This window comes from Iodidimonas nitroreducens (assembly GCA_000710935.1).
Classification (GTDB): domain Bacteria; phylum Pseudomonadota; class Alphaproteobacteria; order Sphingomonadales; family Rhodothalassiaceae; genus Iodidimonas; species Iodidimonas nitroreducens.
In genome coordinates, this window is the sequence record BAYV01000009.1 from 195,394 (window position 1) to 210,822 (window position 15,429).

A 15,429-nucleotide genomic window follows, 5' to 3' on the forward strand; every position below is an offset into this window, starting at 1 on the left:
TATCGTTTCTTGATCACGGCCATTTCTTATTCCCCCATATCATTGGAGATTGAACAGACTGTCAAGATCTGCGCGATAAGGCATAGCTGGTTGCGCCCCTTTGCGGGTGGTGGCAAAGGCCCCCACCCTACAGGCAAATTCCACCGCTTCCTGATAGCCCTTACCCTCTAAAAAGGCAATCACCAGCGCCGCGCAAAAGGCATCGCCCGCCCCCACGGTATCAATCGCCTCTACGGATGGCGGGGCCGCGCGGGCAAGGATCGCGCCATCCCGCTGCAAAATCGCCCCCCGCGCCCCCAGAGTGATCGCCAAAATGCCGTGATAATCGCGCAGATTTTCCTCTAAAGCCTCGGCCTCGCTTTCATTGACGATCAAAAGATCGGTCCGCGACAAAATATCCGGCGGTACCGGCTTCACCGGCGCGGCATTGAGGCAAAATAGCCCCGAAGCCTTGGTTGAGGCTTGTCTGATCACCTCGATGGGCACTTCCAATTGGCATAAAAGCGCATCATGGGGCGGCAGATGGAGCGGATCGGCTTGAAAAGAATGATTGGCCCCCGATGCTACGGTGATCTGGTTTTCACCCTTTTCATCCACAATGATCAGGGCCACCCCGGTTTGGGCATTGGGCAAAGCAAGACATTGGCTGAGATCGACCCCATCGGCCTTTAAAAGCGCCAGGGCAGCATCGGCATCGGCATCCTGCCCGGTGCGGGCGCATAGCGAAACATCGGCCCCCAGCCGCTTGGCCGCAAGGGCCTGATTGGCCCCCTTGCCGCCGGGATAACGGCTTAATGCGGCACCGGAAACCGTTTCCCCCGGGCGCGGCAAATGCGGGGCATGGGCCACGATATCAAGATTGACCGACCCCAAAACCACCAGCCGTTTTTTGCTCAAAAAAATGCCCCCCACCGAACCCTTATGCTCAGCCATGGCATCCATCCCTTGTGGCAAAAAACGCGATCTTGCGCGTTAAAAGGTCAAAAAAGCCTTCCACATCCACATCATAAAGCCAGTGCACCGATTTTGGTTTATCCGTGACATGCCAAAAATCCACAGCCGTATGGCCTAAAGTCAGGGGCGAGGCTGTTTCCACCGAAACATTGCACAATTTTCTTTGGAATAAGGCGGGCTGCAAAAGCCACGCAATGGTGCAGGGATCATGGAGGGGGGCCCCCTCGGTGCCATATTTTTCCGTATCAAAACGATTGAAAAAATTGAGCATATGATAAACCGCTTCGGGCACCGCGCCAGACATGGCGGCAATCGCAGCCAAACGATCGGGGCTCGCCAAAAGCTTATGGCTCACATCCAGCCCGGCCATCACCACGGGCCGCCCGCATCCCAGCACGATATGCGCGGCTTCGGGATCGACCAGAATATTGAACTCAGCCGAAGGGGAAAAATTACCCCCTTCCCGCATGGCCCCGCCCATCATCACGATCTGATGGATTTTCCCGATGATGGCGGGGGCCCGGGCCATGGCCATGGCGATATTGGTCAAAGGCCCGGTGGGCACTAAAGTGATGCTGTCATCTTCTGCCGCCAGCAGGGTTTCAACGATGAAATCAACGCCATGACGCGATTGCAAAGGGGTTTTCGGCTCAAAAACCGTGATACCATCAATCCCCGTTTGCCCATGAACGATTTCCGCCGAAACCAGATCACGCAGGATCGGGCGATCACAGCCCGCATAAACCCCGATATTAAAACAGCCCGCCAGATCACAGATCATCCTGCAGTTTCGCTGGGTGAGCGCCAGGGGCACATTTCCCGCAACCGTGGTGATCCCCAGAATATCGAACACATCGCGTGAGGCCATCGCCATCAGAAGATTAACCGCATCATCCTGCCCGGGATCGCAATCGATGATCATCTTCAGCATAAAACCCCCCTAGAATTGCAACAGCATACTGGCCATGGCCGCGCTCATCAGATTGGAAAGAGAACCCGCCGCCACCGCCCGCAGGCCATATTTGGCAATCAGATCGCGTTTTGACGGGATCAGGCTCCCCAAACCGCCGAGCAGAATGGCAATCGAGGAGACATTGGCAAATCCGCACAGAGAAAATGTGATCACCGCTTCGGTGCGGGGGCTGATCTCGCCCAGAATTTCCCCCAGATGCAAAAAGGCAACGAATTCATTCAGGATCAGCTTTTCCCCAAAAAGCGCCCCGGCAATCTGCGCTTCCGACCAGGGGATAGACAGCAGATACATCACCGGCGCGAACAAATAGCCGAGGATTTTTTCAAGGGTGAGGGACTCAAGTCCGAACCAGCCTCCGACCCCCCCCACAATGCCATTGAACATGGCGATCAGCGCCACAAAGGCCAAAAGCATGGCGCCGATATTCACCGCCAGCTTCACCCCATCCTGCGCCCCCACGGCCGCTGCCAGAATCACATTGGCATGGGGTTTTTCCTCAGCTTCCGCGATGGGTTCGATTTCATGCGGTTCCTGCCCGTTTTTTTCATCATCGGGCATCAAAAGCTTGGCCATCAGCAAGCCGCCGGGGGCCGCCATGAAGCTGGCCGCCAGCAGATAATCAAGCCTGATCCCCATCTGGGCATAGGCCGCCAGAACCGTGCCCGCAACCGACGCCAAACCCGACACCATCACCGTGAAAAGCTGTGCATCCGTGAGCTTGCCCAGATAGGGGCGAATGACCAAAGGCGCTTCGGTTTGGCCCACAAACATATTCGCTGCGGCATTAAGGGATTCAACATTTTGCGTGCCGATCAGCTTATGCAGGATCGTGCCCAGAATCTTCACCACCCATTGCATGATATGAAGATGATAAAGCACCGACATCAATGCAGAAAAAAAGATGATGATCGGCAAAACATTGATCGCAAAGCTAAACAGCCCTTCCTGAGTGGCCAGGCCCCCAAACACCATATTGATGCCGACATTGGAAAAATCGAGGATCGATTGCACCCCGGCCGAAAGCCCGCCGATCATTGCCTTTCCAGCCGGAAAATACAAAACGAAGGCCGCAATCGCCGCTTGCAGGGCAAAGGCGCTGAGAACGATTCGGGGATTGATCGCCCGTCGATTGGTGGACAGGGCAATCGCAATCGACAAAATCACCGCGATCCCGATCAGGCTCACAAAGTTCCCCAAAATCTCTCTCCCTTTATGGCGCCCTTTTGCTGCCGGGCGCGGCGGTGATGGCTTTTATAGCTTGGTTCAGATGGCCGGAAAAACGCGTAGGTTACCGGCATTGCAACGAAGGCCTATGCCTTGGTCAATCGTTCATGGATCACCGGCCCCACTTTTGGCGCAGCATCGGCGATCACACAAGCCCGGCGCAAGGCCAAAGCGGCTTTTTCCGCCGCGTCTTGATCAGCGGCATGAACCATGGCCAAAGGCTGTGATCCATCCATTTTGCTGCCCAAAGGCGCCACAGCCCCAAAACCCACGCTCAGATCAAGCTGATCCTCAACCGATCGGCGGCCCCCGCCCAATTCGATGATGGCATTGCCAATAGCGCGGGCATCCACCGCCGCCAGATAACCTTGCCTTTCGGCATGAACCGGTAGCACCACCGGGGCTTTGGGCAGATAATGGGCATAGCGTTCCATGAAATCGGCCGGTCCGCCCAGGGCCGAGACCATCCGGCCGAAAATCTCTGCCGCCCGGCCCGATACCAGCGCTTCATTGGCCCGGGCCAAAGCATCCTCATGATCAGCGGTGATCCCGGACGCGATCAGCATTTCAGCGGCCAAAGCCATCACCACTTCATCCAAACGCGGCTCGCGCCGGCTATTCGTCAGATACAGCACCGTTTCTTCGATCTCCAAAGCATTGCCCGCGCTATCGCCCAAAACCGCATTCATATCGGTGATCAGGGCATGGGTTTTCAGATCTGCGGCCAGGGCGGTGCCGATAATGCTTTTGGCCAAAGCCCGCGCCTCATCAATGCTTTGCATGAAAGCCCCGGTGCCCACCTTTACATCCATGACCAACGAGCGATTGCCCGCCGCGATTTTCTTCGACAGGATCGAAGCTGTGATGAGGGGGATGGATTCCACCGTGCCGGTAACATCGCGAATCGCATAAAGCCGTCGGTCAGCCGGGGCCAGATCGCTGGTCTGGCCGATGATCGCGCAGCCCACCTCGCGGGTCACTTTACGGAAAATATCAAGGCCCGGGGTGGGATCATAGCCGGGAATGCTGGAAATCTTATCCAATGTGCCCCCGGTATGGCCCAGCCCACGGCCGGAAATCATCGGCACATAGCAGCCGCAGGCAGCAACGACGGGGGCCAGCATGAAGCTCACCTTATCACCCACGCCGCCGGTGGAATGTTTATCCACCACGGGGCCATCCAGCCCTTCTTTTTGCCAATCGAGCATCCGCCCCGAATGGGCCATGGCCAGGGTCAGCGTCCCCGCCTCGTCAAACGTCATGGAGCGCAGAAAAATCGCCATCGCCAAAGCCGATGCCTGCTCCGATGGCAAGCTTCCATCAGCCAGCCCGGATACGAACAGATCGATCTCAGCAGCCGAAAGCTCGCCGCCATCGCGCTTTTTACGGATAATATCCTTGAACAGCATTCTTGCCTCCTCCTCAGCACCAAAGGGTCTCATCTGTTTGCAAAAAAGCGCAGATGATCTTGTTATGTGACCAAACAAACCATATTTTTTATCAAACCGTCAAATTTTATATCAAAGTCTAAAAGCTGAAAGCAGCTTTACGCAAGCCCGCAGCAATTCACGGCCCAACGAAAGGCGCTTTGGCTCGCATCTGATCGGCTTGTTCGTTAAAGATGTGCCCTTGCAAAAGCCCCCCTCTCATATCCCTTGCCCCATCTGAAAGCACATCATGATCAATCCCCGAAAAGCCAATGCCGCAAAAGATGCCGATCAGATCATCATCATCGGCGGTGGCCCGGCGGGGCTGATGGCCGCTGAAAGGCTGAGTGCGGCGGGCTGTGCCGTCACCCTTTATGAGCAGATGCCCACCGTGGGGCGCAAATTTCTGATGGCCGGTCGGGGTGGGCTCAATCTGACCCATAGCGAGCCGCTTGATGATTTCCTTCGCCATTATGGCCCGGCCCGACCCTTTATCGAGCCGATGATCAGGGCCTTTACCCCGGATGATCTGCGGGCCTGGGCCGATGGTTTGGGGGCTGAAACCTTCATCGGCAGCAGCGGGCGGGTGTTTCCCAAAGCCATGAAGGCCTCACCGCTTTTGCGGGCATGGTTATTGCGGCTGTCGCAGCAGGGGGTGGTGATCAAAACCCGGCACCGCTGTTTGGGATGGGATGAAACCGGGGCCCTGTTGATCGAGGATTTAACCGCCCCCGCCCCTGCATCCATTTGCGCCCACAGGCCCCGGGCTACCCTTTTCGCGATGGGCGGGGCAAGCTGGCCAAGATTAGGATCGGATGGGGCCTGGGCCAGATGGATAGAAAAGCAGCAGATCACGCTTAGCCCGCTTGGCCCTGCCAATTGCGGATTCGAACGGGATTGGAGCCCATTTTTTCGTGATAAATTTGCGGGCCATCCCCTGAAACCCTGCCTTTTCAGCATCGGGGATCACAGCATTAAGGGCGAAGCGATGATCACCGCACAGGGGCTTGAGGGCGGGGCCATCTATGGCTTGGGGCCAGTTCTTCGACAGATGATCGCGGAAAAAGGCACCGCGCTTTTAAAACTCGATCTTTGCCCCGATCTGGAATTGGAAGATCTGCATCAGAAAATCCGCCGCACAAGGCGATCCAACAGCCTGTCAAATCGCCTGCGCAAGGCCGCCAGCCTTTCGCCCCAGGCTCTATCTTTGCTGCGGGAAAGCCCTGCATGGTCAGATACTTTTAAAAATGATCCCCATGCCCTTGCAGCCTTCCTTAAAAACCTGCCCTTGCCCCTTGATCGTCCGCGCCCCATCGATAAAGCTATTTCAACATATGGTGGCGTTAAATTTATAAATTTCAACGAAAATGGCTTTATCAATACCGCCCCCAAGGGGGTGTTCTGCGCCGGTGAAATGCTGGATTGGGAGGCCCCAACAGGCGGCTATCTTTTGCAGGCCTGCTTTTCCAGCGCCCTGTGGGCTGCTGGTAACTTATTGAATAACATGTAATACGGTGCTCAGGAAAAAGCCTGTAGCCCGGTGATGGCGCGGCCCAAAATCAGCGCATGAATATCATGGGTGCCTTCATAGGTATTGACGGTTTCCAAATTCACCATATGGCGGATCACATGATATTCATCGGAGATGCCATTGCCACCATGAATATCGCGCGCCATGCGGGCAATATCCAAAGCCTTGCCACAGCTATTGCGTTTGAGCAGGGAAATGGCTTCGGGTGAAAGCTGGCCCTGATCCTTCAATCGCCCGGCCTGCACGCAGCAAACCAGCCCTAAAGTGATTTCAGTGAGCATATCGGCCAGTTTTTTCTGAACGAGTTGGGTAGCAGCCAAGGGCTTTTTAAAAATCTGGCGATCCAAAGCATAGCTGCGTGCCGCATGAAAACAAAATTCTGCCGCCCCCAAAGCCCCCCAGGCAATGCCATAGCGGGCATTGTTCAGGCACCCGAAAGGCCCGGCAAGGCCGCTGACATGGGGCAGCAGATTGGCTTCGGGCACAAAAACATCCTCCATCACCACTTCGCCGGTGACCGAGGCGCGCAGGCTCATCTTGCCCTCGATTTTGGGGGTTTTTAGCCCCTTCATGCCGCGCTCCAGCACAAAGCCCTTGATGCGCCCTTCATGGGCATCGCTTTTCGCCCAGATGATGCAGATATCGGCAATCGGTGAATTGGTGATCCACATTTTGGCACCATTGAGCCGATAGCCCCCCGCAACCGCCTTAGCCGTGCTTTTCATCGACGAAGGATCAGAGCCCGCATCCGGTTCAGTGAGGCCAAAGCAGCCGATCAATTCACCGCTGGCAAGGCCGGGCAGCCATTTTTCGCGCTGATCTTCGGTGCCATAAGCCCAGATCGGATACATCACCAAAGACGATTGCACACTCATTGCCGAACGATAGCCGGAATCCACATGCTCGATTTCACGGGCGATCAAACCATAAGAAACGGCCGAAACCCCGGCGCAGCCATAGCCGGTGATCGTTGACCCCAAAAGCCCCGCCGCCCCCATTTCACGCATGATTGCTTGATCAAATGTTTCATCCCGATTGGCTTTCAAAATGCGGGGCATCAGCGCCGATTGGGCAAATTGCCGGGCCGATTGGCGCACCATCCGTTCTTCTTCGCTCAAAAGCCCATCGATCAATAAAGGATCGAGCCAATCCATGGCAGGCCAGCGCGTGGGCCCGGGCTTTTGATGATCGGCCTTTTCAGGGGCATTTTTATAAGATGGATGGAGATGATCAGACATGGAGATAACATTTCCTAGAAGAGATCAGACGCAACAGGCCTTTCATGTGTCATGCTCTGCCATCCCATCATTTAAGGCAAGAGGCTTTACCCGACTGGAAGCGTTCAGAGCTTATCGGCGATGCAATATTTTTTGCAAAAACTCTGAGGATACGCATGGATAGTCTCTAAATTTATTAGATTCGGGTCATTCAGATCACAAATATAACCCAAAAACATCATTATTGCCTTCAGGCTTTGCAAAAATATATGGTTTAAATTGATATATAAGCGCTTATTTATCAATGATATTATCGCATAGCAGCTAAAAAATCCTAGGTTATCTCTCAGAGAGTTACAAAAACATTTGCAAAAAATGATTTTCTTGCGCATCCTTAAAAGATGAAATGCGAAACAAACCTCATCTTGAAGATGACGCATTCGCCGAAAACAAAGAGCCTAAAGGCCATCAGACCTTGCTGACCGTGCAATAGAGCCGCGCAAAATCTTTGCAAAAATGCAGAAAAAGGGGAGGAATATGACGACATTCAAACGCATCAGGATGCTGTGTGGCACATCATCGGCCATGGCATTGGCTTTGGCCATCAACCCTGTTTTTGCTCAGCAGGTCGATCCTGCCGATAATGAAGACGAAACGGCCCTGGAAGAAATCGTTGTTCAGGGCTTTCGCAGCAGCATTGAAAATTCCATTGCCGCCAAACGCGGCAACAGTTCGATCGTCGAGGCCATTTCAGCAGAAGACATCGGCAAATTGCCCGATGTCTCGATTGCTGAATCCCTTGCCCGGCTCCCCGGATTGACCACACAGCGGGTTGATGGCCGTGGGCAGGTTTTGTCGATTCGCGGTTTGGGCCCGGATTTTTCAACGGCCCTGCTCAATGGTCGCGAACAGGTTTCAACAAGCGATAATCGTGGGGTGGAATTTGATCAATATCCTGCCGAGCTTTTATCTGCCGCCGTGGTTTACAAAACCCCCGATGCTACCCTGATCGGACAAGGGCTGACCGGCACCGTTGATCTGCGCACCATCCGCCCCCTTGATATCAAAGAGCGGATTTTATCGGTCAATGGCTTTTATGAATTCAACGAGGATTCATCGCTTAATCCCGATCAGCCGCGCGCGGGCTTTCGGGCTTCGGCCATTTATGCGGATAAATTCCTTGATAACACCTTGGGCTTTTCCCTTGGGATCGCCCATCAATCCACCCCCACTCAAAGCGAACGTTTCAATGCGTGGGGCTTTCCCAATGTTGAGGGCGATCTTGATGTGAATGGCACCCAGCCTTTCGTGATCGGCGGCGCGAAACCCTTTGCCCAATCCAATGATCTCAATCGTTTCGGGGTGATCGGCACCATCCAATATCAGCCATCCGACAGCTTCAGCACATCCCTTGATTTCAACTATTCCCATTTTGATGAAACCCAATCCCTGCGCGGGATCGAATTACCGCTTTATTGGTCGGCAGCGCAGCTACAGCCCGGCTTCACCGAGGTTGATGGCCTGATCACCGAAGGGGTCTTTACCGATGTGAAGGGGGTGATGCGCAATGATCGCAATGATCGCAATGCCGATCTTTTTGGCGCGGGCTGGAATATGCGTGCCCAGATCACCGATCAATGGAGCGTGGAAACTGATCTCAGCTATTCCCGTGCCGACAGGAAAGACAGCCTGATCGAAACCATCAGCGGAACGGGCCCTGCGGGCGAAGGAATCACCGATACTTTGGGCTTTAGTATTCAAGACAATGGCGTCGTTAGATTCGACTCATCCATCGATTATAGCGATCCCAGCCTTTTCTTCCTCACCGATCCCCAAGGTTGGGGTGCCGGGGCCCAGCCCAATCCCCTGACGCAGGCAGGCTTCATCAATGCCCCCGATACCGATGATGAACTGACCCATCTGCGCTTCAGCGCCGAACGCGCCGGTTATATCGGCCCGATCAGCGCCATCACCTTTGGTGTCGATCTCAGCCGCCGCGATAAAGAACGCGCCATCAGCCAGACATTTCTGGTGCCAGCGGGCGGAGCCACGGCCCTGCCGATCCCCCAAGAGGCGATCCTCGATAAAAGCACATCCCTCGAATTCATCGGCATTGATGGGCATTTAAGCCTTGATCCGCTGTTTCTCATCGACAATGGCTTTTTAGAGCGCGTGCCCACCAGCCTATCGTCATTTGATGTGCCGCAGGATTGGAAGGTGCGCGAGGATGTGGCGATTGCCTATGTCAAATTCGATGTCGAAACAGACATCCTCTCCATCCCGGTGACCGGGAATTTCGGTACGCAGATCGTTTTCACCGATCAGGAATCAAGCGGCTCACGCATCGAATCCGTGGATCTGGGATCGGGTATCAGCGAACCCATGCTGGTCCCCACTCAGGAAGGCGACAAATATACCCGCTTTTTGCCCAGCATGAATTTAAGTTTCGACCTTGGCCATGAAACGGTGATGCGCTTTGGCGCCGCCCGCACATTGGCGCGCTCGCGGATGGATCAGTTGAATTCCAGTCTATCCCTCAGCACCAATGATACGCAATTGCGGTCCACCGATCCCAATCAGGCCTTTTTCAGCGCATCGGGCGGCAATGCGGAATTAAAACCCTTCATTGCCAATTCGGTTGATCTGTCCTTTGAAAAATATTTCTCGCAGGCTGGCTATGTGGCCCTAGCCTTTTTCTATAAGGATCTGCAGGATTTCGTGAATCCCAATGATGCCTTTCTGTTTGATTTTACCGATTTCGTCGATAGCACCCTTTCGCCTGAACAAGTGGCCGAGCTTGGGACCACATTGGGGACCATTTCCGGGCCAACCAATAATGGCCGTGGCAATATCGGCGGGGTGGAATTCACGCTGTCCCTGCCCCTTGATTTCATCAGCATGGCGCTGGATGGCTTTGGCGTGATCAGCAGTGCATCATGGACCGATAGCCGGGTTATATTGGGCGATAATCCCGATCCCATTTCGGTCCCCGGGCTTTCCAAATGGGTCGTGAATTCAACCGCTTATTATGAAAAATACGGCTTCAGCGCCCGCATCAGCCATCGCTATCGCGGCTCGTTTCTGGGCGAGGTCTCGGGCATCAGTGCCACCCGCATTTTGCGATCATCGAAAAGCGAATCGATTTTTGATGCCCAGATTGGCTATGCCTTTGAAACCGGGCCCCTTGAAGGCCTGAATGTCACCTTTCAGGCGCGCAATCTTTCCGATGAGCCCTTCGTAACCTTTGAAGGCGAAGATGGCCGCCGGGTGATCGATCAGCAGAAATTTGGCCGCACCTATCTGCTTGGGCTCTCCTATAAATTCTGATGGCCCTGTTTATACTATGAAGGTGATGGGGGGTGCGGCTGCCGGCACGCGGCGCCCCCCTCCATTGCCGCCCAGATAATCGGAGCCAAGCCCTTATGAACAGCAGTGACAGGCCTGCCCCACCGCCGCATCATCATCCGGGCACGGATCACGCCATCCGCACCATCGCCATCATTGGCGGGGGCACGGCGGGATGGATGGCAGCAGCGGTGCTCGCCAAAGCTTTGGGCCAACAGATCCGCATCAGGCTCGTCGAATCCGATGCCATCGGCACCATTGGCGTGGGCGAGGCCACTATCCCCCAGATCCGCAATCTCAATCACTATCTGGGGCTCGATGAACATGAGATGATCCGCCAAACCAAGGGCAGCTTTAAATTGGGGATCGAATTCAGCGATTGGGGCCGGATCGGTGATCGCTATATGCATGCCTTTGGCGATATCGGCCAATCTTTGGGCCTGTCGCCCTTTCATCATTATTGGCTGCGGGCCACCCAATCCGGCCACCCGCACAGCTTATGGGCGTATTCCCTGAATCAGCAGGCCGCCATCCAAAACCGCTTTGGCCCCTTGGAAAGGCTGGGTGATAGTCGGCTCACCGGCCTTCGCTATGCCTTTCATCTTGATGCCGGGCTTTATGCGGCGATGCTGCGGAGCTATAGCGAGGCGCGCGGGGTCGAGCGCCTTGAAGGCCGTGTGGTGGATGTGAAGCAGCACAGCGGAGATGGCTTCATTCAATCTGTTTTATTGGAAAATGGCACAGAGATTGAAGCCGATCTGTTTATCGATTGTTCGGGCTTTCGCGGCCTTTTGATCGAAGATGCGCTCAAAACCGGCTATGAGGATTGGAGCCATTGGCTGCCCTGCAATCGTGCTGCCGCCGTGCCCAGCGAAACCCCCACAGATGCTTCGGGCAAGCCCCTGATGCGGCCCTATACCCAATCCATGGCCCGGCCTGCGGGCTGGCAATGGCGCATTCCTTTGCAGCATCGGGTGGGCAATGGCCATGTCTATTGCAGCGCTCATCTGAGTGATGATGAAGCCTGCGCCCTGCTTTTGGCCAATCTCGAAGGCCCCGCTTTGACCGAACCCCGGCTTTTGCAGTTCAAAACCGGTCGCCGCAAAAAGGCCTGGAACCGCAATTGTGTCGCTTTGGGCTTGGCCGGGGGCTTCATGGAGCCATTGGAATCCACCAGCATCCATATGATCCAAACCGGGATCAGCCGATTGGTTTCCATGTTCCCCGATAAAAATTGCGATCCGGCACTGGCCGCACACTATAATGAGGCCACACGGTTTGAATATGAACGCATCCGCGATTTTCTGATCCTGCATTATAAAGCCACCCAGCGCCAGGATACGGCCTTTTGGCGGGCGTGCGCAGAGATGCCTATCCCCCAAAGCCTGCAACAGAAGATCGAGCTGTTTGAAGCCAGCGCCCGCCTTTACCGCGAAGCGGATGAGCTGTTTACTGAAATCGGCTGGTTACAGGTGCTTTTGGGGCAATCGATCACCCCCCGCGCCTATCACCCCTTGGCCGATGCCATCAGCGATGCGCAATTGGCAGAATTTCTCGATCATATCCGCCTGCTCATCAACCGGGGCGTGGCCAGCCTGCCCAATCATCACAGCTTCATCAGCCGTATCAGCGCCAATTTTAATTAAAGGAAAGGACGGGGAATGCAGCCATCATCAAAAACGAGCTTAAAAGCCCGATCAGGCAGCGGCGTTTATCAGCTCATGCGCCTTTTCAGCGCCCTGTGCCTTTTCATCCTGCCCCTGAACGCCATGGCGCGATCAGAATCAGCGTCAGGTACGGCAGCAGAAATCGCTTCCCCCGATGGCAAAATACGGGTCAGTGTTGAAAGCATCGATGGAAAGCCCGGCTATCGGGTTTTTTATCAGCAAAAGCCGGTGATCGCTTTCAGCCGTCTGGGCCTTGATTTTGCAGATATTCCCGATCTGGCAGAAGATTTAAAAATCGCCAGCAGCCAGCACAGCCAGCATGACAGCACATGGACACAGCCATGGGGCGAAGAGGAAAACATCCGCGATCAGCATCATGAATTGCGGGTTGTTTTTAAATCCATCCATGATGATGAGCGCGAAATGACGGTCACCTTTCGCGTTTTCAATGATGGTGTGGGCTTTCGCTATGAAATCCCCCAGCAAAATGGGGCTTCAGGTGTCAAGATCATGGATGAACTGACCGAATTCAGCTTTCATGACAATCTCAAGGCATGGTGGATTCCAGCCTACCAAGACAATCGCTATGAATATCAATATGCCCAATCCTCGGTTGATAGCCTGGATGTGATCCACACGCCCGCTACCTTTGAAGCCACTGATTATGCCCTCAGCATCCATGAAGCCGCACTGGTGGATTATGCCAGCATGGCTCTCCGCCGCCCCGCCATGCATGGCCAAACCCTGAAGGCCGATCTGGTGCCCTGGGCCGATGGCGTGCGGGTTTATGCCACTTTACCGGTAAAAACCCCGTGGCGGACCATCCAGATCGCCGAAAAAGCTTATCAACTGGCCGATTCCCGGCTCATTCTCAATCTCAATGAACCCAATAAGCTGGGCGATGTTTCATGGGTCAAGCCGGGAAAATATATCGGCATCTGGTGGTGTATGCATATCCGCACCTGCACATGGGAAACCGGAGAAAATCATGGGGCAACTACGGACAACGCCATCAGTTATATCGATTTCGCCGCCAAACACGGCTTTGATGGTGTTTTGATCGAAGGCTGGAATATCGGCTGGGATGGCAATTGGTACGAGAATGGCGAGCTGTTCCGCTTTGCCGAGCCAACGCCGGATTTTGATATCGAAAAAATTGCCGCCCATAGCCGCAAAATGGGGGTTCCGATCATCGGCCATCATGAAACCAGCGCCAATATTCAAAATTATGAAGCCCAGCTTGATGCAGCCTTTGCATTCAGCGCAAAGCACGGGATGCGAGCGGTAAAAACCGGATATGTTGGCACCCGGCTGGATCACAAGGAATGGCATCATGGCCAGTATATGGTCGAACATTTCTCGAAAGTTATGGAAACGGCGGCCCGTTATAAAATTGCCATCAATGCCCACGAACCGATCAAAGACACCGGCTTGCGCCGCACTTATCCCCATATGATGTCACGCGAAGGGGCGCGGGGCGGGGAATATGATGCCTGGAGCCACGCAGCCCAGGGCAATCATCCCGACCACACAACCATTCTGCCCTTCACCCGGATGCTGGCGGGCCCCATGGATTATACCCCTGCCATTTTCGATCTGCGCTTTGGCCCCAATGAGGACAATGGCGTGTCCTCCACCCTCGCCAAACAGCTTGCCCTGATGGTGGTGCTATACAGCCCCTTGCAAATGGCGGCTGATCTGCCGGAAAATTATGAAGGGCATCCGGCCTTCCAGTTTGTAAAAGATGTGCCCGCAGATTGGTCGGAAAGCCGCGCCCTTGATGGCAGGATCGGTGATTATTTTGTCATGGCCCGGAAGGATCGCGCCAGCGATGATTGGTATGTGGGGGCGATCAGCGATGAAGAGGCGCGCCAAATCCCTTTGTCCCTCGATTTTCTTGAACCCGGGGTGCGCTATCAGGCCACCCGCTATCAGGATGGTGCATCAGCCCATTGGCTCCATAATCCCCAGCCTGTCGAGATATTGGAGGATAAGGTAACAGCCGATCAAAGCCTGATGCTCGATCTTCGACCCGGCGGCGGACAGGCCATTCGCTTCACGCCCTTGCCATAGGATCGGGCCGGCATCCAATAAGGCCGGAGGTATTTTGCTTTCGTCATCCCACCCTTTTTTCTTCGTCATCCCGGCCCTATTTTTCTTCGTCTTCCCGCCCTTTTTTTCGTCACCCCGGGCTTGACCCGGCAACTGTGTTATTGGTTCATGGATGGAATGGTTTTTTATCGCGGATGATTGCATTTGCGGTGACGAGGATTTTTCTGGCGATAGCGATGATGGCGACTTTGGCTGGTTTTCCGGCATTGATCATGGCTTTATAGATTTGAGCGAAGCGATGGGCTGAGCGAATGGCACTGACGGCGGCCATATAGAGGGCTTCGCGGACGCGCCGTCTGCCGCCTTTAATGATGCGCCTGCCGCGAAACTGGCCGCTATCGACATTGAACGGCGCGAGACCCGCCATGGCAGCGACGGATTTAGGCGAGAGGCATCCGAGTTCGGGCATGAGGGCGCTAAGGGTTGCGGCGGCAACGGGTCCGATTCCGGGGATAGACCGCAGCAGGGTCTGATCTTCGGTGAGTTGGGCACTGGCCTTGATCAGGGCGCTGATTTGGCGTTCGATTTCGGCAATTTGTTTGGCCAGCCAAGCGATGTGGGCCTCGATGTCTTCGATGATGATGGGATCATCGATGGCGACGAGGCGGGTGCGTTCCTGCTTGCGCATCAAGACGAGTTGGTCGCGGCGTTTATGCAGGCGGGCCAAGGCTTCGCGTTCGAGGGATGGTGTGGATGTGCAGGCCGGACGCAGGCTGCGGGCCATGGCGGCAAGCATTTGGGCATCGATGGCATCGGTTTTGGCAAGGCGTCCGGTGGCGCGGGCGAAATCGCGGGCACGCGCCGGGTTAACACGGGCAAAGGGAATGGCAGCGGCTGCCAGCGCCCGCCGCAGGCAGCTATCATAAGAACCGGTGGCCTCGAAAAGCACCAGCAGGTCCTGACCTTTCCAGCGTTCGATCAGGGGTGCCAAAGCGGAGGCTTCGTTGGCGATCCGTTCGACTTTGCCGATCCGTTCATC

Annotated in this window: 10 protein-coding genes; 4 read left to right on the plus strand and 6 right to left on the minus strand. The window is 55.0% G+C overall.

Annotated elements, in window-relative coordinates; genetic code table 11:
* Nucleotides 1–39: 39 nt before the first annotated feature.
* The 4 genes from AQ1_RS04210 to deoA form a co-directional block, all read right to left on the minus strand.
* Nucleotides 40–933: a ribokinase gene (locus AQ1_RS04210; RefSeq protein WP_042084650.1), complete on the minus strand. Its 894-nt coding sequence runs from the start codon at nucleotides 931–933 to the stop codon at nucleotides 40–42.
* The gene (locus AQ1_RS04215) at nucleotides 926–1,885 is read right to left on the minus strand and encodes a nucleoside hydrolase (protein ID WP_042084523.1); all 960 of its coding nucleotides are present in this window, start codon (nucleotides 1,883–1,885) and stop codon (nucleotides 926–928) included. The genes AQ1_RS04210 and AQ1_RS04215 overlap by 8 nt, the downstream gene beginning before the upstream one ends.
* 9 nt (nucleotides 1,886–1,894) lie before the next feature.
* Nucleotides 1,895–3,124 carry a NupC/NupG family nucleoside CNT transporter gene (locus AQ1_RS04220; RefSeq protein ID WP_042084526.1) on the minus strand — a complete coding sequence of 410 codons (1,230 nt, stop codon included), beginning with the start codon at nucleotides 3,122–3,124 and terminating at the stop codon, nucleotides 1,895–1,897.
* Between the two features lie 113 nt (nucleotides 3,125–3,237).
* A complete protein-coding gene (deoA, locus tag AQ1_RS04225; protein ID WP_042084529.1) occupies nucleotides 3,238–4,560 on the minus strand; it encodes a thymidine phosphorylase in 1,323 nt (440 codons plus the stop codon).
* 268 nt (nucleotides 4,561–4,828) lie between these two features.
* Between deoA and AQ1_RS04230 the strand changes: the two genes are divergently transcribed.
* A complete protein-coding gene (locus tag AQ1_RS04230) occupies nucleotides 4,829–6,088 on the plus strand; it encodes a TIGR03862 family flavoprotein (RefSeq protein ID WP_042084531.1) in 1,260 nt (419 codons plus the stop codon).
* A gap of 8 nt (nucleotides 6,089–6,096) precedes the next feature.
* Here the strand turns inward: AQ1_RS04230 and AQ1_RS04235 are convergent, their stop codons facing one another.
* Nucleotides 6,097–7,263, minus strand: a complete 1,167-nt coding sequence (locus AQ1_RS04235) for an acyl-CoA dehydrogenase (protein WP_042084652.1) — start codon at nucleotides 7,261–7,263, stop codon at nucleotides 6,097–6,099.
* Between the two features lie 600 nt (nucleotides 7,264–7,863).
* Here AQ1_RS04235 and AQ1_RS04245 point away from each other — a divergent pair.
* The 3 genes from AQ1_RS04245 to AQ1_RS04255 all read left to right on the plus strand — a co-directional run bounded on the left by AQ1_RS04245 (nucleotide 7,864) and on the right by AQ1_RS04255 (nucleotide 14,411).
* Nucleotides 7,864–10,653, plus strand: coding sequence for a TonB-dependent receptor (locus AQ1_RS04245; protein WP_042084535.1), 2,790 nt, complete (start codon nucleotides 7,864–7,866; stop codon nucleotides 10,651–10,653).
* A gap of 95 nt (nucleotides 10,654–10,748) precedes the next feature.
* Nucleotides 10,749–12,317, plus strand: a complete 1,569-nt coding sequence (locus AQ1_RS04250; RefSeq protein ID WP_042084537.1) for a tryptophan halogenase family protein — start codon at nucleotides 10,749–10,751, stop codon at nucleotides 12,315–12,317.
* Nucleotides 12,318–12,332: 15 nt separating this feature from the next.
* Nucleotides 12,333–14,411, plus strand: coding sequence for a glycoside hydrolase family 97 protein (locus AQ1_RS04255; protein WP_462686986.1), 2,079 nt, complete (start codon nucleotides 12,333–12,335; stop codon nucleotides 14,409–14,411).
* Nucleotides 14,412–14,556: 145 nt separating this feature from the next.
* Here the strand turns inward: AQ1_RS04255 and AQ1_RS04260 are convergent.
* Nucleotides 14,557–15,429, minus strand: an 873-nt coding sequence (locus AQ1_RS04260; protein WP_042084540.1) for an IS110 family RNA-guided transposase, incomplete at its 5' end; no start/stop codon positions are given.

Excerpts from the sequence above, each read along its gene's own strand:
- AQ1_RS04235 (WP_042084652.1), bottom strand. The coding sequence starts at position 7,263 with ATGGATTGGCTCGATCCTTTATTGATCGATGGGCTTTTGAGCGAAGAA.
- AQ1_RS04215 (WP_042084523.1), bottom strand. The coding sequence starts at position 1,885 with ATGCTGAAGATGATCATCGATTGCGATCCCGGGCAGGATGATGCGGTT.
- AQ1_RS04245 (WP_042084535.1), top strand. The coding sequence starts at position 7,864 with ATGACGACATTCAAACGCATCAGGATGCTGTGTGGCACATCATCGGCC.
- deoA (WP_042084529.1), bottom strand. The coding sequence starts at position 4,560 with ATGCTGTTCAAGGATATTATCCGTAAAAAGCGCGATGGCGGCGAGCTT.
- AQ1_RS04255 (WP_462686986.1), top strand. The coding sequence starts at position 12,333 with ATGCAGCCATCATCAAAAACGAGCTTAAAAGCCCGATCAGGCAGCGGC.
- AQ1_RS04230 (WP_042084531.1), top strand. The coding sequence starts at position 4,829 with ATGATCAATCCCCGAAAAGCCAATGCCGCAAAAGATGCCGATCAGATC.
- AQ1_RS04210 (WP_042084650.1), bottom strand. The coding sequence starts at position 933 with ATGGCTGAGCATAAGGGTTCGGTGGGGGGCATTTTTTTGAGCAAAAAA.
- AQ1_RS04250 (WP_042084537.1), top strand. The coding sequence starts at position 10,749 with ATGAACAGCAGTGACAGGCCTGCCCCACCGCCGCATCATCATCCGGGC.